Origin of the sequence: Phenylobacterium sp., from assembly GCF_965229015.1 — a bacterium.
Taxonomy (GTDB): domain Bacteria; phylum Pseudomonadota; class Alphaproteobacteria; order Caulobacterales; family Caulobacteraceae; genus Phenylobacterium.
Genome location: NZ_CBDDIM010000001.1, coordinates 1,638,760 through 1,658,072, shown reverse-complemented (window position 1 = coordinate 1,658,072; position 19,313 = coordinate 1,638,760). Strand labels below are relative to the sequence as shown.

Genomic DNA, 19,313 nt, shown 5'->3' with positions numbered 1-19,313 from the left:
AAATGATCGCTCCGTCCCGCTGGAGGACGATCGCCGTCCTGATTTCGGTGATCTTCGGCATCCTGTTCAGCCTGCCGAACGTGATTCCGCAGAAGACGCTCGACACCTTGCCGAGCTTCCTGCCGCACAAGAAGCTCAACCTGGGCCTCGATCTCCAGGGCGGCTCCTACCTGCTGCTGGAGGTCGACACCAAGGCCCTGCGCGCCGAGAAGCTGACGAACCTCATCGAGGACGTCCGCACCACGCTGCGCGAGGACAAGATCGACTTCACCGACCTGGGCCAGGTCGGCGGCGCGGTGTCGGTGCGGATCACCGATCCCGAGCAACTGACGGCGGCGACCAACCTGCTGCGCCGGAGCGTCGGTTCGCCGCTCGCCGGCGCGGTCGGCGGCCGTGACGTCACCATCAACTCCGGCGACGACCAGCGGATCCGCATCGTCTTCGCCGAGCAGGCCCTGGCCGCCGAGGCCGGTAAGGCGGTGGAGCAGTCCATCGAGATCATCCGCCGCCGGATCGACGAGCTGGGCACCAAGGAGCCCGACATCCGCCGTCAGGGCGTCGACCGCATCGTGGTCCAGGCGCCGGGCGAGAGCGACCCCGAGAAGCTCAAGAACATCATCGGCCAGACCGCCAAGCTGACCTTCCAGATGGTGGACGACAGCGTCACCCCGGAAGAGGCCGCCGCTGGCCGCATTCCTCCGGGCTCGCAACTGCTGCCCTACGAGGAGGGCGGCGGGGCGATCCTGATCAAGAAGCGCGCCCTGGTCACCGGCGAGATGCTCACCGACGCCCACCAGGCCTTCGACTCCCAGACGGGCCAGGCGGTGGTCAATTTCCGCTTCAATGGCCAGGGCTCCCGCCGCTTCGGCGACGCCACCGCCCAGAACCTCGGCAAGCGCTTCGCCATCGTGCTGGACAACAAGGTCATCTCGGCCCCGGTCATCCAGAGCGCCATCACCGGCGGGTCGGGCCAGATCAGCGGCAACTTCACCGCCGAGAGCGCCAACAACCTGGCCATCCTGCTCCGCGCCGGCGCCCTTCCGGCGCCCCTGAACGTCGAGCAGCAGAACACCGTGGGCGCCGAACTGGGCGCCGACGCGGTCAAGGCCGGGGCCCTGTCCCTGGCCGTGGGCGCCGCGGCGATCATCATCTTCATCGTGCTGGCCTATGGCCTGTTCGGGGTGTTCGCGGCGCTGGCCCTGATCGTCAACATGCTGCTGATCTTCGGCGTCATGTCGCTGTTCCAGTTCACCCTGACCTTCCCCGGCATCGCGGGCCTGATCCTGACCCTGGCGGTGGCCGTCGACGCCAACGTGCTGATCTATGAACGGGTGCGGGACGAGGCCCATGCGGGCCGATCCCCGATTTCGGCCCTGGAACACGGCTATCAGCGGGCCTTGGTCTCCATCCTCGACGCCAACATCACCAGCGCCATCTCGGCCCTGATCATGTTCCAGTTCGGGGCCGGCCCCATCCGCGGCTTCGCCTTGACCCTGCTGATCGGGGTCGTCACCTCGGTGTTCACCGCCGTGGTCATCACCCAATTGCTCATCGGCTGGTGGTTCCGCGCCACGAAGCCGAAGACGCTGCCGATCGTTTGAAGGTTTTCCGCATGCGTTGGCCCCTGATCCGTCTTCTCCCGCGTGAATTCCACTTCAACTTCGTGGGGCTCGCGCCCTATGCGGCGGTGTTCTCGGCGATCCTCATCGTCCTGTCGGGCGTCTCCTTCTTCACCAAGGGCCTGAACCTGGGCATCGACTTCATCGGCGGGTCGCTGATCGAGGTCCGGACGACGGGCGATGCGCCCATCGGCGAACTGCGCACGGCGCTCGCCGCCGCGGGCGGCGAGGACGCCAAGGTCCAGGCGCTGGGGGATTCCCACGGCGCCATGCTGTCCTTCCGCACCGCCGAGAACGTCAACGCGGTGGCCGGCGCGACCCGCATCCAGAACGAACTCACCAAGCGGTTCCCCGGCATCCAGTTCAAGAAGGTCGAGGTGGTGGGGCCCAAGGTCTCCGGCGAGCTGATGCAGGGCGGCTTCATGGCGCTCGCCATCGCGCTGGCCCTGATGCTCGCCTACATCTGGTTCCGCTTCCAGCTGCAGTTCGGCCTGGGCGCGGTGGTGGCCGTGTTCCACGACGTGCTGCTGACCCTGGGGGTGCTGTCGGTCACCGGCTTCGAGTTCTCCATGACCTCGATCGCGGCCCTGCTGACCGTGATCGGCTATTCGATGAACGAGAAGGTCATCACCTTCGACCGGCTTCGCGAGAACCTGCGCAAGTACAAGACCACCCCCCTGGCCGAGGTGATCAACAAGTCCGAGAACGAGCGTCTGTCGCGGACCCTGATCACCGGCTCCACGGCGATCCTGGCCCTGTCGGGCGCCCTGGTCCTGGGCGGCGTGGTCCTGCGGCCCCTGGTGGTGACCATGGTGTTCGGGATCATCATCGGCACCTATTCCTCCATCTATGTCGCCCTGCCGATCATCCTGCTGTGGGGCGTCAAGCGTGGCGACGAGCCGGCCGAGCCGCTGAAGCCGGCCAACGCCCGGCCGTAAGCCATGGCCCGCGACGCGCCCTCCATCGACGCCTATGGCGACGGCGGGTTCCGGCTCTCCGGCGCGCGTCACGAGGGGTCTGTCCTGATCGTCCAGGACAAGGCCCGACCCTGGCCGGTGACCCGCCTGGCGGACCTGACGCCGGAGGCCCTGGCCCCGGTGCTGGAGGCGGGCCCGCGGGAGGTTGAGTTCGTGCTGCTCGGCCTAGGCGCCGCCAACGCCCTGCCGCCCCGGGCGGTCCGCGAGGCCCTGTCCAAGGCCGGCATCGGGCTGGAGTTCATGGACACCCCCACCGCGGCGCGGATGTACAACGTGCTCACCGCCGAAGGCCGCAGGCTCGCCGCGGGCCTGATCGCGATCTAGTCTGGCTCCCCTAGGGAGCCTGACCATGCAGACCGTCCGTCTCGGCCGAACCAACGCCGTCGTCAGCGCCGCGGGGTTGGGCTGCGGCGGCCATTCCCGACTGGGCATGGGCGGCGGCGCCAGCGCCGAGGAAGCCTCCCGGGTGGTCAGCGCGGCCATCGACCTGGGGATCACCTTCATCGACACCGCCCGGCTCTATGGCACCGAGGAGGCCGTGGGCCTGGGGGTCAAGGGGCGGCGCGACCAGGTGTTCATCTCCACCAAGGCCAGCCCCACCGGCGGCGCCCCTGGGCGCGACGGCGAACTGATCACGCCGGCGGCCCTGACCGAGAGCCTGGAGGGGAGCCTGAAGCGGCTGGGGACCGACCATGTCGACCTCTTCAACCTGCACGGGGTCATGCTGGCCCAGTACGACGCCTGCGTGGCGACCCTGCTGCCGGAGCTGAAGCGCCAGCAGGCCGCGGGAAAGATCCGCCACATCGGGATCACCGAGGCCTTCGGAGTCGACACCCGCCACCAGATGCTGGCCCGGGCGGTTCCCGAGGCCCAGTTCGACGTGGTCATGGTGGGCTTCAACCTCCTGAACCCCTCGGCGCGCCGCACGGTGTTCCCGGCGGCCCAGGCCAAGGACATCGGGACCTTGATCATGTTCGCCGTGCGCCGGGCGCTCAGCGATCCCGTGGTGCTGCGCGAGACCGTCGCCAAGCTGCTGGACCGCGGCGAGGTGGCCGCCGGCGCCGTCGATCCGCAAGATCCCCTGGGCTTCCTGCGGGGCCATCCGGAGATCGCCTCGGAGCTGGAGGCGGCCTACCTCTTCTGCCGCCACGAGCCCGGCGCCCATGTCGTCCTCACCGGAACCGGCAGCGTCGAGCACCTGAAGGCCAATATCGCGGCCATCAACGCGCCACCCCTGCCGCAGGAGGTTTCGGCCCGGCTGGAGGCGATTTTCGGCGCCGTCGACAGTGTGTCCGGCAACTAGCAGCCCCGATTGAAACTGCGTATAGCTGACGGTCAGGGCAGGAATCGTAGAGGGATACCTATGGCTGGACTTCTCGCAAATCTCCGCAACACCGTCATCGTCAGCTTCGTGCTGGCCTTGATCATCATCGCTGGCTACTTCAGCCACTACGGCTCGGCTGACGCCATCTTCTTCCAGGCGCTGTTCCGCTTCATCCACGTCCTCTGCGGCATCATGTGGATCGGCCTGCTGTACTACTTCAACTTCGTCCAGATCCCGCAGATGGCCAATATCCCGGCCGAGCTGAAGCCGGCGGTCTCCAAGTTCATCGCCCCGGCGGCGCTGTTCTGGTTCCGCTGGGCGGCGCTGTTCACCTGGGTGGCGGGCGTGATCCTGGCCTTCAATCGCGGCTATCTGGTCCAGGCCTTCACCCTGGGCGCCACCGAGGGCTTCGCCGACGTCGGCCACATCTTCATCGGCATGGGCATGTGGCTGGCCACGGTGATGTTCATCAACGTCTGGGCCTTCATCTGGCCCAACCAGAAGATCGCGCTCGGCCTGGTGGAAGCCGACGCCGACGCCAAGGCCAAGGCCGGCCGCACGGCGATGCTGTTCTCTCGGACCAACACGCTGCTGTCGATCCCGATGCTGGTCACCATGACCATGAGCCAGACCATCTTCGGCTAGGGCCTCAGCTCCCTTACAATCGGAAGGCCCGCCCCAACCGGCGGGCCTTTTGCTTTTTGCGAACGCCATGTCCGAAGACGACGCCCACGACCCGAACGACCTCGACGCCCTGGTGGGCCGCGTCGATCCCGACCGCTGGCTGTCGAGCCGGTTCATCGCGGACGCCGACGCCCGCGCTGATGTCGTCGCGCTCTACGCCTTCGACCACGAGCTGGCCCGCGCGCCGCGCGTCGCCTCCAACGCCCTGATGGGAGAGATCCGCCTGACCTGGTGGCGCGAGGTGCTGGATGAGGCGTTCGAGGGCCGGCCGGTGCGCAAGCATCCCACGGCCCTGGCCCTGGCCGAGGCCGTCGGCCGCCACGGCCTGGCGCGGGAGCGGCTGGAGGCGATGATCGACGCCCGCTATCGTGAGCTCAGCGCCGAGCCGATGAAGCTGGGCGAGGCCCTGGAATGGGCTGACGGCACGGCGGGGAACGCCGCGGTCCTGGCGGCCCTGATCCTCGATCCCGCGGCCGATCTCGCCAAGGCCCTGGCCGGGGGCCGCGCCTGGGCCATCGGGCGGCTGATCGGCACGGCGGGCCTGGCCGGCCCCGATGTCGGGCCGATCCTGGACCGGGCGCTCAAGGACGCTGGCGGCCTCTCGGCGCCGGCCTTCCCGGCCATCGCCCATGCGACCCTGGCCCGGGTTCGCGCCAAGGGCCGCAGGCCGTCGGAGCTGGAAGCCCGTCTGCGCCTGTTCCTCGCGGTGGCGCGCGGCAAGGTCTGACCCCTATTCGGCGGCGATCTTCGTCCCGCCCGTGACCCAGGTCTCCAGGTCGGCCAGGGCGCGCTCGCCCACCGCCAGCTTCTTGCCGCGGCTCTTCTCCTTGGCGCCCAACCGGCGGCCGGTGTCGTCACGCTTGGCCACGCCCTCCACGGGGGGCAGCAGGCCGTAGTTGATGTTCATCGGCTGGAAGGAGCCCTTGCCGCCCTCCAGGTGCCCGCCGGTGATATGGCCCACCAGGGCGCCCAGGGCCGTGGTGGCCGGCGGCGCCTCGATGGGCGCGCCCAGGCGCTCGGCGGCGGCCAGGCGGCCGGCCAGCAGGCCCATGGCGGCGCTCTCCACATAGCCCTCGACCCCGGTCACCTGGCCGGCGAACCGCAGGCGGGGCTCGACCTTCAGCCGGAGCTGGTTGTCCAGCAGCTTGGGACTGTTGAGGAAGGTGTTGCGGTGCAGGCCGCCGAGCCGCGCGAAGACCGCCTTCTCCAGGCCCGGGATCATCCGGAAGATGTCGGTCTGGGCGCCGTGCTTCAGCTTGGTCTGGAAGCCCACCATGTTCCACAGGGTGCCCAGCGCGTTGTCCTGGCGCAGCTGGACGATGGCGTAGGCCTTCTCCTGCGGATTGTGCTCGTTGGTCAGGCCGACCGGCTTCATCGGCCCGTGGCGCAGGGTTTCGCGGCCTCGTTCGGCCATCACCTCGATGGGCAGGCAGCCGTCGAAATAGGGGACGTTCTCCCAGTCCTTGAACTCGCTCTTAGGACCGGCCAGCAGGGCGTCGATGAAGGCCTCGTACTGGTCCTTGTCCAGGGGGCAGTTGATGTAGGCCGCGGCGTCGCCGCCAGGGCCCTCCTTGTCGTAGCGTGACTGGCGCCAGGCCACGCCCATGTCGATGGACTCGAAGTTCACGATGGGGGCGATGGCGTCGAAGAAGGACAGTTCCCCCTCGCCGGTCAGGGTCAGGATGGCGGCCGAGAGGGCCGGGGAGGTGAGGGGGCCGGTGGCCACGATCACGCTGTCCCATTCGGCGGGGGGCAGGCCGGCCACCTCCTCGCGGGCGATGGCGACCAAGGGATGGGCCTCCAGCCGGGCGGTGACCGCCTGGGAGAAGCCGTCGCGGTCCACGGCCAGGGCGCCCCCGGCCGGCACCTGGTGGGCGTCGCCGCAGGACATGATGATGGAGTCCAGCCGGCGCATCTCGGCGTGCAGCAGGCCCACCGCGTTGCCGGTCCAGTCGTCGGCGCGGAAGGAGTTGGAACAGACCAGCTCGGCCAGGCCGTCGGTGTGGTGGGCGTCGGTGCCGCGCACAGGGCGCATCTCGTGAAGGACGACCGGCACGCCGGCCTGGGCGATCTGCCAGGCGGCCTCCGAACCGGCCAGGCCGCCGCCGATCACGTGGACGGGATCAATCTTGGTGCTCATGCGTGGCTAAGTAGCAACGATTGGCTTCGATCGCGAGGGAGGCCTTGCGGCGAAAGAGCCGCAACCGCAAAGATCGCAGCCAAAGGGGCGGCCGACTCGTTTGGTCTTTCAGACGGGCGGCCAGAGGACAGACATGACCAAGTTTTCGCCGAGCGAGTCGGCGCTGGAAGGCTTCAGAATTACCCGCGAGCGGCCAGGGACGATCCTGGTCTGGAGCCTGGTCTACTTCGTCGGCATCATGGTCATCGCGATGATCATGCTCAGCGCGCTGGGCCCCGACTTCATCAAGTTCGTGCAGAAGGGCGGCCTGGAGTCCGGCGACGCCAGCGCCTACGGCGCGATGCTGCAGAAGCACAAGTTCTCTTTCCTGCTGGTGATCGTCATCTCCATCGCCCTGATGTCGGTCCTGATGGGCGGCATCTACCGCCTGGCCCTGCGGCCCTCGGAGAAGGGCCTGGCCCACCTGCGGCTGGGCGCCGACGAGCTGCGCCTGACCATCGTCAACCTGGCCCTGTTCACGGTCGGCCTGCTGTTCCTGGTCCTGACCTACACCGTCACCGCGGTCGCCGGCCCGCTCGGGGTGCTGGTGAGCCTGGCGCTGGCCGTCGGGATGATCTGGGCCGGGGTCCGGCTGCTGCTGGCCACCCCCATGACCTTCGCCGAGCACCGCATCGCCATCGTCGATTCCTGGCGTCTGACCAAGGGCCACTTCTGGAGCCTGTTTGGCATGACCATCCTGGCCATCATCTTCTATGTGATGGTCTGGCTGCTGTTCAGCATCATCAGCGCCGCCACCGTGGCCCTGGCGGGGGGCCAGGAGGCCATCGCCAATCCGGCCAATCTCGCCCCCCTGGCCATCGTGGCCTTCGTCGCCACCCTGATCGTCCAGCTGCTGCTGCCGATCCTGCAGGTGGTGATGATCTATTCGCCCCTGGCCGAGGCCTATCGGGAACTGACCGGCGCTCCGCGGGGCTGAACCCACGAAGCGCCGCTGCGTCAGACGTTGGCGCTGGGCCGCGCGCTGACGCGGTCGTGCCAGGCCGTCAGGTGGGTGAATTCCGCCTCCAGGGGCAGGCCGATCCAGGTGGCGAAGTCGATCGTCGAGAGCAGGCAGATGTCGGCCATGGTGTAGGTGTCGCCGGTGACGAACTGGCGGCCCTCAAGCTCGCGGTTCATGTACTTCTGCGCGCCCTTGTAGATCTCCTGGTTCGACTCCCCGAAGTCCTTGAACTGGGTCAGCAGGGCCGCCGTGCGCGGGTGGGCGTGGCGCCAGAACTGGCCCACCGGCATCATCACCGTGAACTCGATGCGGCGGATCCACTGGTCCACCAGGGCCTTCTCCACCGCCGTGGTCCCGAACATCGGCGGCTCGGGATGGATTTCCTCGAAGTAGCGGCAGATGGCCACGGTCTCGGAGATGGTGGTCCCGTCGTCCAGCTCCAGGGTGGGGAGCTGACCCATGGAGTTCTTGGCGCGGAATTCCGGGCTCTTGTGCTCGCGCTTCATCATGTTGACCGGCGTCTCGGGCAGGTCGATGCCCTTCTCGGCCAGGAAGATGCGCACGCGGCGGGGATTGGGGGCCGGGTTCGGCGCGCCGTACAGCTTCATAGGGTCGACTCCAAAGTCTTAAACGAATGGAACGACGCTATTTCAAACAATTGTTTGGGGGAAGAGGCTCTCTTCCCCCAAGGGAAGCTAGGCGTTGACCAGCTTCTTCACGCGGTCCTTGCGGCGATCCTCGTGGCGCTTTAGCAGGTCGGCCAGGTAGCGTCCGGTCCAGCTCTTGGAGCTGGCGGCCACCTGTTCCGGCGTGCCCTGGGCGACGATCTCGCCGCCGCCGTCGCCGCCCTCGGGGCCGAAGTCGACGATCCAGTCGGCGGTCTTCACGACGTCGAGATTGTGCTCGATGACGACGACGGTGTTGCCCTGGTCGGCCAGTTCGTGGAGCACCTCCAGCAGCTTCTTCACGTCCTCGAAGTGGAGGCCCGTGGTGGGCTCGTCGAGGATGTAGAGGGTCTTGCCGGTGGCCTTGCGCGACAGCTCCTTGGAGAGCTTCACCCGCTGGGCCTCGCCGCCCGAGAGCGTGGTGGCCGACTGGCCGACCTGGACATAGCCCAGGCCCACGCGCTTGAGGGTGTCCATCTTGTCGCGCACCGGCGGCACCGCCTTGAAGAAGTCGGCGGCCTCCTCGACGGTCATGTCCAGGACCTCGGAGATCGACTTGCCCTTGAACAGCACCTCCAGGGTCTCGCGGTTGTAGCGCTTGCCGTGGCAGACGTCGCAGGTGACGTAGACGTCGGGCAGGAAGTGCATCTCGATCTTGATCAGCCCGTCGCCCTGGCAGGCCTCGCAGCGGCCGCCCTTGACGTTGAAGCTGAACCGGCCGGGTCCGTAGCCGCGGGCCTTGGACTCCGGCAGGCCGGCGAACCAGTCGCGGATCGGCTGGAAGGCGCCGGTATAGGTGGCCGGGTTGGAGCGCGGGGTGCGGCCGATCGGGCTCTGGTCGATGTCGATCACCTTGTCGAACATCTCCAGCCCCTCGATCTTCTCGTGGGGGGCGGGCACGTCGGAGGCGTTGTGCAGCCGCCGGGCGGCGGCCTTGTAGAGGGTCTCGATGGTGAAGGTGGACTTGCCCCCGCCCGAGACGCCGGTGATGCAGGTGAAGGTGCCGGCCGGGATCTCGGCGGTGACGTTCTTCAGGTTGTTGCCGGTGGCGCCGATGACGCGCAGCACCTTCTTCTTGGAGATCGGGCGGCGGTCCTGCGGCACGGCGATCTCGCGGGCGCCCGACAGGTACTGGCCGGTGATGCTGTTGGGGTTGGCCATCACCTGGGCGGCGGTGCCCTCGGCGATGATCTCCCCGCCGTGCACGCCGGCGGCCGGTCCCATGTCGATGACATAGTCGGCCGTCAGGATCGCCTCCTCGTCGTGCTCCACCACCAGGACGGAATTGCCGAGGTCGCGCAGGCCCTTGAGGCTGGTGAGCAGGCGGGTGTTGTCGCGCTGGTGCAGGCCGATGGACGGTTCGTCCAGCACATAGAGCACGCCGGTCAGGCCTGAGCCGATCTGGCTGGCCAGGCGGATGCGCTGGCTCTCGCCGCCGGAGAGCGTGCCCGAGGCGCGGCTGAGATTGAGGTAGTCCAGGCCGACGTTCACCAGGAACCGCAGGCGATCATTGATCTCCTTCAGGATCCGGCGGGCGATTTCCATCTGCTTGTCGGTGAGGCTGGTCTCCAGGCCGGTGAACCATTCCTCGGCGTGGCGGATCGACAGGCGCGAGACCTCGCCCACATGCTGGCCGGCGATCTTCACCGCCAGGCTCTCGGGCTTCAGGCGATAGCCCTCGCAGGCCTCGCAGGGCGTCTCCGACTGATAGCGGCCCAGCTCCTCGCGCACCCAGGAGCTGTCGGTCTCCCGCCAGCGGCGCTCCAGGTTCGGCAGCACGCCCTCGAAGGTCTTGTTGACCTCGTACTTCCGCGCGTTGTCGTCATAGACGAACTTGATCTTGTCGGCGCCCGATCCGTAGAGGACCACCTGGCGCGCCTGCTCCGGCAGCTTCCACCAGGGGTCGTCCATCGAGAACCCGTAGTGGCGGGCCAGGGCCTGCAGGGTCTGGGTGTAGAGTGGCGAGGGTCCCTTGGACCACGGGGCCACGGCCCCCTTGTGCAGGGACTTGTCCTTGTCGGGGACCACCATGTCGGCGTCGAAGGCGAGCTTCATCCCCAGGCCGTCGCAGACCGGACAGGCGCCATAGGGGTTGTTGAAGGAGAACAGCCGCGGCTCGATCTCGCTGATGGTGAAGCCGGAGACCGGGCAGGCGAACTTCTCGGAGAACAGCAGGCGCCTGGGCTCGGCCTCGCCCTCTGCCTTGTCGGCCCACTCGGCCACGGCGATGCCGTCGGCGAGCTTGAGCGCGGTCTCCAGGCTGTCGGCGTAGCGGCCCTCGAGACCGGCCTTGGTCACCAGCCGGTCCACCACGACGTCGATGTCGTGCTTGAACTTCTTGTCCAGGACCGGGGCGTCCTCGATGGGGAAGAACTCGCCGTCGATCTTCAGCCGCTGGAAGCCGGCCCGCTGCCACTCGGCGATCTCCTTGCGGTACTCACCCTTGCGGCCGCGCACCACGGGGGCCAGCAGGTAGAGGCGCTCGCCCTCGGGCAGGGCGACGAGCTTGTCGACCATCATGGAGACGGTCTGGCTCTCGATGGGCAGGCCGGTGGCGGGCGAATAGGGCACGCCGACCCGGGCCCACAGCAGGCGCATATAGTCGTGGATCTCGGTGACCGTGCCGACGGTGGAGCGCGGATTGCGGCTGGTGGTCTTCTGCTCGATGGAGATGGCTGGCGACAGGCCCTCGATCAGGTCCACGTCGGGCTTGGACATCAGCTCCAGGAACTGGCGCGCATAGGCCGAGAGGCTCTCGACATAGCGGCGCTGGCCCTCGGCATAGATGGTGTCGAAGGCGAGCGAGCTCTTGCCCGACCCCGACAGCCCGGTCAGCACCACGAGCTCGCCGCGCGGGATGTCCACGTTGACGTTCTTCAGATTGTGCTCCCGCGCGCCGCGCACGCGGATGAAGTTCAGCTGTTCGGCCATCTTGTCCTGAAACGCTCTTCACCCGCCGAGGGTCTCGACGGGACCGTTTAATGTAGTGAACGGACTCACGGATAACATGGGAACAATCGGAGAACAAACGTCGCAGGGACGCCCATTCCCGACCCCACGCGCCGTGGCCGTCCGAACAGTCTAACGCCCCCAGCGTCCAAAACTGTCAGCAGCGTTTTCGGCTGGACGCGATGTAACAGGTTACAGTCTGTTAATTGGGCCAGGCCGGGCCCTGCTCCTAGGGTCCGCTCGAATCTCCACCTTCGCCGGATCCCCCCATGAGCCTCGATCGCCGCCAACTCCTGCTCGCCGGCGCCGGCGCCGGCCTCGCCGCCGCCACGCCGGCGCTGGCCGCGTCCGCCGACGCCGCCCTGACGACGCGCCTGGACGGTCTGGCCGAGGATATCCTGCGCCGTCAGCCGGAGGCCGCCACCAGCTGGGGCGTCGACAAGGGCGCGCGGGCCGGACTGAAGTCGAAGCTGGCCGATCGGTCCTGGGCCAGCGTCACCTCCATGGCGGCCATGTGCGGCGAGCAGATCACCGCCCTGAAGGCGATCCCCGACGCGGGCCTCGGCGAACTGGGCCAGATCAACAAGGCCGTCGCCCTCTACGCCCTGGAGCTCGGCCGTGACGGCGGCAAGTTCGACTACGGCGACAACACCCTGCTGTCGGCCATGGCCGAGTCCGCCACCCCCTATGTGGTCAACCAGCAGAACGGCGCCTATGTCTCGGCCGCCGAGTTCCTCGACAGCCAGCACCAGATCGAGACCAAGGCCGACGCCGACGCCTATGTCGACCGGCTCCGCGCCCTGGCCGTCCAGCTCGACCAGGAGACCGCGCGGGTCACGCGCGACGCCGGTCACGGGGTGATCGCGCCCGACTTCATCCTGGCCAACGCCATCGGCCAGATGACCAACGCCCTGGCCACGCAGGCGGCGGCCTCGCGCTATGTCACCTCGGTCGCGGGACGGGCCAAGGCCAAGGGGATCGCCGGGGACTATGCCGGCCAGGCCACCAAGATCGTCGAGGGCGACATCTATCCGGCCCTGGCGCGCCAGCAGGCCGCCCTGAGGGCCGCCGCGGCCAAGGCCGGTTCGGACGCGGGCGTGTGGCGGCTGCCGGACGGCGAGGCCTACTACGCCTGGATGCTGCGCCAGGGCACCAACACCGAGCTCAGCGCGGGTGAGATCCACGAGCTCGGCCTGGTCCAGAACAAGGCCATCGAGGCGCGCATGGACGGCGTGCTGAAGGCCAACGGCCTGACCCAGGGCTCGGTGGGCGAGCGGATGATCGCGCTCGGCGACGACCCCCGGTTCCAGTTCCCCGACACCGACGCCGGCCGCGCCCAGATCCTGGCCTATCTCGACAGCCTGATCGCCGACATGAGGCCGCGCCTGGCCGGCCAGTTCAACCTGAAGCTCAAGGCGCCGGTGCTGGTGAAGCGGGTGCCGGTGGAGATCCAGGACGGCGCGGGGCAGGGCTATATGAACTTCGGCTCCCTGGATGGGGCCCGGCCCTCGATCTACTATGTGAACCTCAAGACCACGAAGAACTGGCCCAGGTTCACCCTGCCGACCCTGACCGCCCACGAGGCGATCCCGGGTCACGCCTGGCAGGGCGCCTATCTCACCGAGACCGGCCAGCTGCCGCTGATCCGCAACCTGCTGGGCGGCTTCAACGCCTATGTCGAGGGCTGGGCCCTCTATGCCGAGCAGCTCGGTGACGAGATGGGCATGTACAAGGACGACTGGGCCGGCCAGCTCGGCTACCTGCAGGGCCAGCGGTTCCGCGCCATCCGCCTGGTGGTGGACACCGGCCTGCACGCCAAGCGCTGGACCCGTGACCAGGCCATCGACTGGGCGGTCAGGGAGTCGGGCCGCACCCGGGCCTCCATGACCAGCGAGATCGACCGCTATATCTCAACCCCGGGCCAGGCCTGCGGCTACAAGGTCGGGCACAACGAGATCAACCGCCTGCGCGACCATGCGCGAACCGCGCTGGGTCCGAAGTTCGACATTCGCGGCTTCAACGACACGGTGGTGAAAACCGGGGCCGTGCCGATGAGCGTGCTGGCCGGCCAGGTCGAGGCCCTGATCGCCCGGGGCGGGAAGGCCTAGCCCTCCCGCTTGGCGTAGACTGGCGGGCGCTTTTCCAGGAAGGCGCGGACGCCCTCGCCGAAGTCGTCGTCCTGGGCGCAGAGAATCTGGTTGCGGTCCTCCATGGCGATCACCGCCTCCAGGCCGTTCGCGTCGATGGCGTGGTTGAGCGCCTCCTTCGTCAGGCGCAGGCCCAGCGGCGTGGCGTTGAGCATGTTCCGGGCGAAGGCCTCGGCTTCCGGCTCAAGGGCCTCGGGCGCCACCACGCGGCTGACCAGGCCGAGTTCGCGGGCGCGCTCGGCGTCGATGAAGCGGCCCGTCAGCATGAACTCGGCGGCCACCGAACTCCCCACCATGCGCGGCAGGAAGTAGCTGACTCCGATATCGCAGGCCGAGAGCCCGATGCGGATGAAGGCGGCGTTCATCCGGGTGCGCGGGGTGGCGATGCGGACGTCGGAGGCCAAGGCCAGGGCGAAGCCGCCGCCGCTGGCCGCCCCGTCGACGCAGGCGATGATCGGCTGCGGGCAGCGACGCATGGCGATGACGATCTCGCTGATCTGCCGCTGGCCGGTCAGGCCGGCGCCCACCGAGCGCGTCGCCCCGTCGTTGGACCCGGAGCGCTCCTTGAGGTCCAGGCCGGCGCAGAAGGCCCCGCCCGCCCCGCACAGCACCACCACGCGGACGTCGCGGCGCCAGTAGAGGCCGACGAAGAAGTCGCGCAACTCCTCCACCAGCTTGCGGTTCAGGGCGTTGAGCCGCTCGGGCCGGTTCATGGTGGCCCAGATGACGTCGCCGTCGGTGCGCAGGTCCAGATGCTCGTAGGTCATGCTTGTCTCGTCTGTCCGCCGTTCACGGGCGAGATCGCCCCGCGCGCATCTTCGCCCTGCGGCTCAGCTTGCTGCGCGTCTCCCTGGAGACCAAGCTGAACGCCCCATCCCTACGTCAGGCAAGCCGGGCTTTGACTGACCCAGCGGGACCCCGCGCAGCGTGACGGCAAGAGACGCGACAGGGAGGCGTTCAGGTGAACTTCGATTTTTCCGACGAACAGAAGCAGCTTCGCGACGAGGCGCGGAAGTTCCTCGCCGACCGCTGCTCGCCGGCCGCGGTGCGCGCCATCCTGGAGGGGCCGGAGCCCTATGACCGGGCCCTGTGGAAGGGGCTTGGCGAGATGGGCTTCCTCGGCGCGGCGATCCCGGAGGCCTATGGCGGCGTCGGCCTGGGACATCTGGAACTCTGTGTGATCGCCGAGGAGCTGGGGCGGGCCAATGCGCCGGTCCCCATGGCCTCCTCCATCTACCTGGCGGTCGAAGCCCTGATGCTGTGGGGGACGGAGGCGCAGAAGACCGCCTGGTTGCCGAAGCTGGCCTCGGGCGCGGTTGTCGGCGCCCTGGCCTTGGGCGAAGGGGTTGGCCGGGTGACCGAGCGCTCGATCAAGGCCCAGGTGACGGGCGGCAAGCTCTCGGGGACCAAGATCCCGGTGGCCGACGGCGATGTGGCCGATGTCGCCGTGGTGGTGGCCCGCGACGGGAAGGGCATGTCGCTCTACCTGGTGGACCTGGGAGGGCCGGGAGTCACGCGCGAGACCCTGGAGACCATCGACCCGACGCGCAGCCAGGCGCGCATCGTCTTCGATCAGGCCCCGGCCGAATTGCTGGGCGAGGCGGGGCAGGGCTGGCGACTGGTCTCCGACCTGCTGGACCGCGCGGCCGTGCTGATGGCCTTCGAGCAGGTGGGGGGCTCCGACCGCGCTCTGGAGATGGCCCGCGACTACGCCCTCGAGCGCATGGCCTTCGGCCGCCAGATCGGCTCCTTCCAGGCCATCAAGCACATGCTGGCCGATATGTACGTCTCGGCGACGCTGGCCCGCTCCAACGCCTATTACGGGGCCTGGGCGCTCTCGACGGACTCGCCTGAGCTGCCGGTGGCTGCGGCCACGGCGCGGGTCTCGGCCACCCAGGCCTACCAGCACTGCGCCAAGAACAACATCCAGGTGCACGGCGGCATGGGGTTCACCTGGGCCTTCGACTGTCACCTGTTCTACCGCCGCGCCAACGCCCTGGCGGTGGCCCTCGGCTCCCAGACCACCTGGGAAGACCTGCTGATCGAACGCCTGCGCCGACGCAACGACGCGCCTGCGGCCGCCTGAGGAGGACCTGACATGAACTTCGACGACACCCCCCAGGAAGCCGCCTTCCGCGCAGAGGTCCGCGCCTGGATCGACGCCAACGCCCCCAAGGAGCTGGAGGCCGAACTCAAGCAGGCCACCTTCGGCAATTCGGGCCTCACCAGCGGCGATCCCATCGCTCTGGCCAAGGCCTGGCAGAAGAAGAAGGCCGAGGCCGGCTGGGCCTGCCTGCACTGGCCCAAGGAGTATGGCGGCCGCGGCGCGACCCCCATCGAGCGGGTGATCTGGGGCCAGGAGGAGGGGGTCTACGGTTCGCTCGGCGGCCTGTTCATCATCGGCCACGGCATGTGCGGTCCGACCTTGATGGCCTGGGCCAGCGAGGAGCAGAAGCGCAAGCTGCTGCCGCCGCTCGCCTCGGGCGAGGAGGTCTGGTGCCAGCTGTTCTCCGAACCGGCCGGCGGCTCGGACCTGGCGGGCCTGCGGACCCGCGCGGAGCGGGCCGACGACGGCTCCGGCGACTGGATCATCCGGGGCCAGAAGATCTGGACGAGCGGCGCCCAGAATTCGGACTACGGCATCCTGATCACCCGCACCGACCCCGACGTGCCCAAGCACAAGGGGCTGACCATGTTCTGGCTGAGCATGAAGTCCCCGGGCGTCGAGATTCGGCCGATCAAGCAGGCCAACGGCCAGTCGGGCTTCAACGAGGTGTTCTTCACCGACGTCCGCATCCCCGACGCCCAGCGCCTCGGCGCGGTGGGCCAGGGCTGGACGGTGTCGCTCACCACCCTGATGAACGAGCGGCTGTCCATCGGCTCGGGCATGCCCACCGGCTTCCCGGAGCTGTTCGACTATTGCCTGAACCTGGAGACCGAGGACGGCCCGGCGGTGGACAACGCCATGGTCCGCTCGCGCCTGGCTCAGTACGCGGTCAAGGCTTCGGGGCTCAAGTACACCGGCATGCGGGCGATCAGCGCGCTGTCCAAGGGAGAGACCCCCGGACCGGAGAACTCCATCGGCAAGCTGGTGGCCGGGGCCTCGATGCAGGAGCTGGCCATGTTCGCCCTGGACCTGCAGGGGGAGACCGGCGTCATCAACGATCCGCGCCATGCCGAGGCGGCCCAGAAGTTCCAGGCCATGCTGCTGCGCTCGCCGGCCACCCGCGTCGAGGGCGGCACCGACGAAATCCTGCGCAACATCATCGCCGAGCGGGTGCTGGGCCTGCCGGGCGACATACGGGTCGACAAGGACGTGCCCTTCAAGGACATCCCCACCAGCGGGAAGCGCTAGGGCTTGGCGGTTCGCAGGTCGGCGGCGGCCTTGAGGACCCGCAGGGCGTTGCCGCCCCAGATCTTGGCGACGTCCTCCTTGCTGTAGCCCGCCGCCATCAGGCGGGCGCTGATGGCCGGATAGTCGGTGACATCCTCCAGCCCCTCGATGCCGCCGCCGCCGTCGAAGTCGCCGGAGACCCCCACATGGTCGACGCCGGCCACCTCGATGGCGTGCAGCATGTGCTTCATGAAGTCGTCGAGATTGGCGCGGGGGACCGGCCACTTGGCGTCGATGGCCTTCTTGCCGTCCAGGAAGGCCTTGCGCTGGGCCGGGGTCATGTCGCGGCCGGTCGAACCGACGGACTTCATCAGCTCGGCCAGGGCCGCGTCCCGCTCGGGGATCTTGGGGGTGGGGACCATGTAGTTGGAGAAGGCGTTGATCTGGATGACCCCGCCCTTGGCGGCCAGCGCCTTGAGCCGGGCGTCGTCGATGTTGCGGGGGTTGTCGAAGATCGCCTTCAGGCCTGAGTGTGAGAGGATGATCGGGGCCGTCGACAGCTCCAGCATCTGGTCCAGCACGTCGTCGGAGGCATGGCTGGCGTCCAGCACGATCCCCAGGCGGTTGGCCTCGGCGACGAAGGCTTTTCCCTTGGGGCTCAGGCCATTCCACACCTTGCCCTTGGGGTCGGTGGAGGAGTCGGCCAGGTCGTTGTTGAGGAAGTGGACCGGGCCCATCATGCGGACGCCGAGATTGTAGAAGGTCAGCATCAGGGTGAGATCGGCCTCGACGGGCTGGCCGTTCTCCATGCTCATGAAGACCACCTTCTTGCCCGCCGCGACGGTGGGGGCGGCTTCTTCGGCCCTGGTGGCGAGTGCGAACTTGTCGCCGTGCTTGGCCACCATCTCGTGGATCTCCACGGCCCGCAGCAGGGCCGCGTCGCGGCTCTTGGCGTCGCCCTCGGGGGTGCGCGGACCCTGCGGGGTGAAGATGGCGAAGAAGCCGCCGTCGACCCCGCCGTCCACCATGCGCGGATAGTCCACCTGGCTGCCGTCGGCGTCGACCGAGTGGCGGTCCATGATGTCCCAGCCGGCGCGATGGAAGTTGGCCGGGGTGTCGAAGTGGGTGTCCAGCACGATGGCCGCCTTATGGGCCTCCGCCGCGGGATTGGCCGCCAGGGCGGGCAGGGCGCAGGAGGCCCACAGGATCGCGAGCGGAACGGTCAAACGGTGCAAGGCGTCTCTCCCCAACTGAAGGCGAGAGGGTGTCGCCGATCCCGGCGTCGGCGCAAGCCTCAGCTGCGGTCGATGCGGGCGGCGAAGCAGCCGCGGCCCGCATTGTGGGCGTGCAGGTAGGCCGCCTGCGTGTTTTCGAACAGCCGCAGGATCAGGCCCTCCACCTCGGGCCCCGGGACCACGTCGGCGTCGAGCATCATGCCAGCCTCGTCGAAGGCGCGCAGCGAGATGGCCTTGCGCACGGTGAGCACCGGCGGGACCTCGTCGACGAAGCGGGCGGGGGCTGTGGCGGCCTCGTTGACGAAGATGGCGTGCTGGCTGCGGTAGGGGGTGGCGGCCGGCTGGTGCTCGTAGTTCAGCAGCAGCAGGGTGTCGCCGGGGGCGGCGTCGGCCAGCAGGATGCGGCAGGGGAAACCGATGGGCGCGTCGGCGGTCATGCGGACGATCTGTCGCCGGGCCAGCTCGGCGTCGGAGAGGCCGAAGAGGGGCTGGAAGGGTTCGAGCGGCAGGCCGGAAATCGTGAAGGCCATTGGGGTTTCTCCAGGTCAGAGGGCGTCGTGGAAGATGACGCCGAGGGTGTGGCGGGTCCCCGAGCGCAGGCGGCTGACGCCGTGGCGCAAGGTGACCCGGTAGGGGCCGCGGGTCCCCTGGACCGGGCGGTGATGGACGGCGAAGACCACGGCGTCGCCCTGGCGCAGGGGCACGACCTCGGCGCGGGACTGCATGCGAGGCCGTTGTTCGGTCAGGACAAATTCGCCGCCGGTGAAATCCTCGCCGGGGGCCGACAGCAGGATGGCCACCTGCAGGGGGAAGACGTGCTCGCCATAGAGGTCCTGGTGCAGGCAGTTGTAGTCGCCGGCCCCGTACTGCAGCAGCAGCGGGGTGGGGCGGACCTGGCCGGCGGCGTGGCAACGGGCCAGGTACTCACTGTGCCGCGAGGGATAGCGGACGGCGACGCCCAGGGTCTCGTTCCAGCGGTTGGCTATGCCGACGAGGCGTGGGTAGAGGGTCTCGCGCAGGTGCTGGACGGGGTCCGGCAGGGGGTAGCTGAAGTAGCGGTACTCGCCCTTGCCGAAGCCGTGGCGGGCCATGACCACCCGGCTGCGGAACCCCTCCTCCTGACCATAGAGGGCGGCCAGGTCGCGGCATTGGGCGGGGGTCAGCAGGGCCGGGAGGACGGCGCAGCCATGGGTGTCGAGATCGGCCTCGAGGGACGTGTCGGTGGTCATGGAGGGAGAA

Annotated in this window: 17 protein-coding genes; 10 read left to right on the top strand and 7 right to left on the bottom strand. The window is 68.6% G+C overall.

Annotated features, from left to right (window positions below):
• Positions 1-2: 2 nt before the first annotated feature.
• From secD to ACO06I_RS08240, 6 genes are all read left to right on the top strand, one after another.
• Positions 3-1,601: a protein translocase subunit SecD gene (gene secD / locus ACO06I_RS08265; protein WP_421932099.1), complete on the top strand. Its 1,599-nt coding sequence runs from the start codon at positions 3-5 to the stop codon at positions 1,599-1,601.
• An 11-nt stretch (positions 1,602-1,612) separates the two neighbouring features.
• Positions 1,613-2,557, top strand: a complete 945-nt coding sequence (gene secF / locus ACO06I_RS08260; RefSeq protein ID WP_421932098.1) for a protein translocase subunit SecF — start codon at positions 1,613-1,615, stop codon at positions 2,555-2,557.
• Between the two features lie 3 nt (positions 2,558-2,560).
• Positions 2,561-2,920: an Mth938-like domain-containing protein gene (locus ACO06I_RS08255; RefSeq protein ID WP_421932097.1), complete on the top strand. Its 360-nt coding sequence runs from the start codon at positions 2,561-2,563 to the stop codon at positions 2,918-2,920.
• Between the two features lie 25 nt (positions 2,921-2,945).
• A complete protein-coding gene (locus tag ACO06I_RS08250; protein WP_421932096.1) occupies positions 2,946-3,899 on the top strand; it encodes an aldo/keto reductase in 954 nt (317 codons plus the stop codon).
• A gap of 60 nt (positions 3,900-3,959) precedes the next feature.
• Positions 3,960-4,565, top strand: a complete 606-nt coding sequence (locus tag ACO06I_RS08245) for a urate hydroxylase PuuD (protein WP_421932095.1) — start codon at positions 3,960-3,962, stop codon at positions 4,563-4,565.
• A gap of 67 nt (positions 4,566-4,632) precedes the next feature.
• Positions 4,633-5,331: a squalene/phytoene synthase family protein gene (locus ACO06I_RS08240; RefSeq protein ID WP_421932094.1), complete on the top strand. Its 699-nt coding sequence runs from the start codon at positions 4,633-4,635 to the stop codon at positions 5,329-5,331.
• Between the two features lie 3 nt (positions 5,332-5,334).
• On the opposite strand, the gene trmFO is transcribed toward ACO06I_RS08240, so the two are convergent.
• Positions 5,335-6,744, bottom strand: a complete 1,410-nt coding sequence (gene trmFO, locus ACO06I_RS08235; RefSeq protein ID WP_421932093.1) for a methylenetetrahydrofolate--tRNA-(uracil(54)-C(5))-methyltransferase (FADH(2)-oxidizing) TrmFO — start codon at positions 6,742-6,744, stop codon at positions 5,335-5,337.
• Positions 6,745-6,877: 133 nt separating this feature from the next.
• Here trmFO and ACO06I_RS08230 point away from each other — a divergent pair, with 133 nt between their 5' ends.
• The gene (locus ACO06I_RS08230; protein ID WP_421932092.1) at positions 6,878-7,720 is read left to right on the top strand and encodes a hypothetical protein; all 843 of its coding nucleotides are present in this window, start codon (positions 6,878-6,880) and stop codon (positions 7,718-7,720) included.
• Positions 7,721-7,740: 20 nt separating this feature from the next.
• On the opposite strand, the gene ACO06I_RS08225 is transcribed toward ACO06I_RS08230, so the two are convergent.
• The gene (locus ACO06I_RS08225) at positions 7,741-8,352 is read right to left on the bottom strand and encodes a glutathione S-transferase family protein (protein WP_421932091.1); all 612 of its coding nucleotides are present in this window, start codon (positions 8,350-8,352) and stop codon (positions 7,741-7,743) included.
• 87 nt (positions 8,353-8,439) lie between these two features.
• Complete coding sequence (gene uvrA / locus ACO06I_RS08220; RefSeq protein ID WP_421932090.1) at positions 8,440-11,340, bottom strand: excinuclease ABC subunit UvrA; 2,901 nt, start codon at positions 11,338-11,340, stop codon at positions 8,440-8,442.
• Positions 11,341-11,627: 287 nt separating this feature from the next.
• On the opposite strand from uvrA, the gene ACO06I_RS08215 reads away from it, so the two are divergent.
• On the top strand, positions 11,628-13,466 hold the full coding sequence (locus ACO06I_RS08215) for a DUF885 domain-containing protein (protein ID WP_421932089.1): 1,839 nt from the start codon (positions 11,628-11,630) through the stop codon (positions 13,464-13,466).
• Here the strand turns inward: ACO06I_RS08215 and ACO06I_RS08210 are convergent.
• On the bottom strand, positions 13,463-14,272 hold the full coding sequence (locus ACO06I_RS08210) for an enoyl-CoA hydratase/isomerase family protein (protein ID WP_421932088.1): 810 nt from the start codon (positions 14,270-14,272) through the stop codon (positions 13,463-13,465). The genes ACO06I_RS08215 and ACO06I_RS08210 overlap by 4 nt on opposite strands.
• 194 nt (positions 14,273-14,466) lie before the next feature.
• On the opposite strand from ACO06I_RS08210, the gene ACO06I_RS08205 reads away from it, so the two are divergent.
• Entirely contained in the window at positions 14,467-15,591 is a 1,125-nt protein-coding gene (locus ACO06I_RS08205; protein WP_421932087.1) for an acyl-CoA dehydrogenase family protein, read from the top strand.
• A 12-nt stretch (positions 15,592-15,603) separates the two neighbouring features.
• Positions 15,604-16,860, top strand: a complete 1,257-nt coding sequence (locus ACO06I_RS08200) for an acyl-CoA dehydrogenase (RefSeq protein ID WP_421932086.1) — start codon at positions 15,604-15,606, stop codon at positions 16,858-16,860.
• Here the strand turns inward: ACO06I_RS08200 and ACO06I_RS08195 are convergent.
• From ACO06I_RS08195 to ACO06I_RS08185, 3 genes are read right to left on the bottom strand one after another with little or no spacing between them, the layout of a single operon-like run.
• Positions 16,857-18,074, bottom strand: a complete 1,218-nt coding sequence (locus ACO06I_RS08195; RefSeq protein WP_421932085.1) for a dipeptidase — start codon at positions 18,072-18,074, stop codon at positions 16,857-16,859. The two genes, ACO06I_RS08200 and ACO06I_RS08195, sit on opposite strands and share 4 nt — an antisense overlap.
• A 59-nt stretch (positions 18,075-18,133) precedes the next feature.
• The gene (locus ACO06I_RS08190; RefSeq protein WP_421932084.1) at positions 18,134-18,604 is read right to left on the bottom strand and encodes a DUF1203 domain-containing protein; all 471 of its coding nucleotides are present in this window, start codon (positions 18,602-18,604) and stop codon (positions 18,134-18,136) included.
• A 15-nt stretch (positions 18,605-18,619) separates the two neighbouring features.
• On the bottom strand, positions 18,620-19,303 hold the full coding sequence (locus ACO06I_RS08185) for a 2OG-Fe(II) oxygenase (protein WP_421932083.1): 684 nt from the start codon (positions 19,301-19,303) through the stop codon (positions 18,620-18,622).
• Positions 19,304-19,313 lie beyond the last annotated feature (10 nt).

Coding starts and splice junctions, on each gene's coding strand:
- ACO06I_RS08230 (WP_421932092.1), top strand. CDS start 6,878: ATGACCAAGTTTTCGCCGAGCGAGTCGGCGCTGGAAGGCTTCAGAATT.
- ACO06I_RS08240 (WP_421932094.1), top strand. CDS start 4,633: ATGTCCGAAGACGACGCCCACGACCCGAACGACCTCGACGCCCTGGTG.
- ACO06I_RS08250 (WP_421932096.1), top strand. CDS start 2,946: ATGCAGACCGTCCGTCTCGGCCGAACCAACGCCGTCGTCAGCGCCGCG.
- ACO06I_RS08185 (WP_421932083.1), bottom strand. CDS start 19,303: ATGACCACCGACACGTCCCTCGAGGCCGATCTCGACACCCATGGCTGC.
- ACO06I_RS08245 (WP_421932095.1), top strand. CDS start 3,960: ATGGCTGGACTTCTCGCAAATCTCCGCAACACCGTCATCGTCAGCTTC.
- ACO06I_RS08255 (WP_421932097.1), top strand. CDS start 2,561: ATGGCCCGCGACGCGCCCTCCATCGACGCCTATGGCGACGGCGGGTTC.
- ACO06I_RS08225 (WP_421932091.1), bottom strand. CDS start 8,352: ATGAAGCTGTACGGCGCGCCGAACCCGGCCCCCAATCCCCGCCGCGTG.
- ACO06I_RS08210 (WP_421932088.1), bottom strand. CDS start 14,272: ATGACCTACGAGCATCTGGACCTGCGCACCGACGGCGACGTCATCTGG.
- ACO06I_RS08215 (WP_421932089.1), top strand. CDS start 11,628: ATGAGCCTCGATCGCCGCCAACTCCTGCTCGCCGGCGCCGGCGCCGGC.
- secD (WP_421932099.1), top strand. CDS start 3: ATGATCGCTCCGTCCCGCTGGAGGACGATCGCCGTCCTGATTTCGGTG.
- secF (WP_421932098.1), top strand. CDS start 1,613: ATGCGTTGGCCCCTGATCCGTCTTCTCCCGCGTGAATTCCACTTCAAC.
- ACO06I_RS08200 (WP_421932086.1), top strand. CDS start 15,604: ATGAACTTCGACGACACCCCCCAGGAAGCCGCCTTCCGCGCAGAGGTC.
- ACO06I_RS08190 (WP_421932084.1), bottom strand. CDS start 18,604: ATGGCCTTCACGATTTCCGGCCTGCCGCTCGAACCCTTCCAGCCCCTC.
- uvrA (WP_421932090.1), bottom strand. CDS start 11,340: ATGGCCGAACAGCTGAACTTCATCCGCGTGCGCGGCGCGCGGGAGCAC.
- trmFO (WP_421932093.1), bottom strand. CDS start 6,744: ATGAGCACCAAGATTGATCCCGTCCACGTGATCGGCGGCGGCCTGGCC.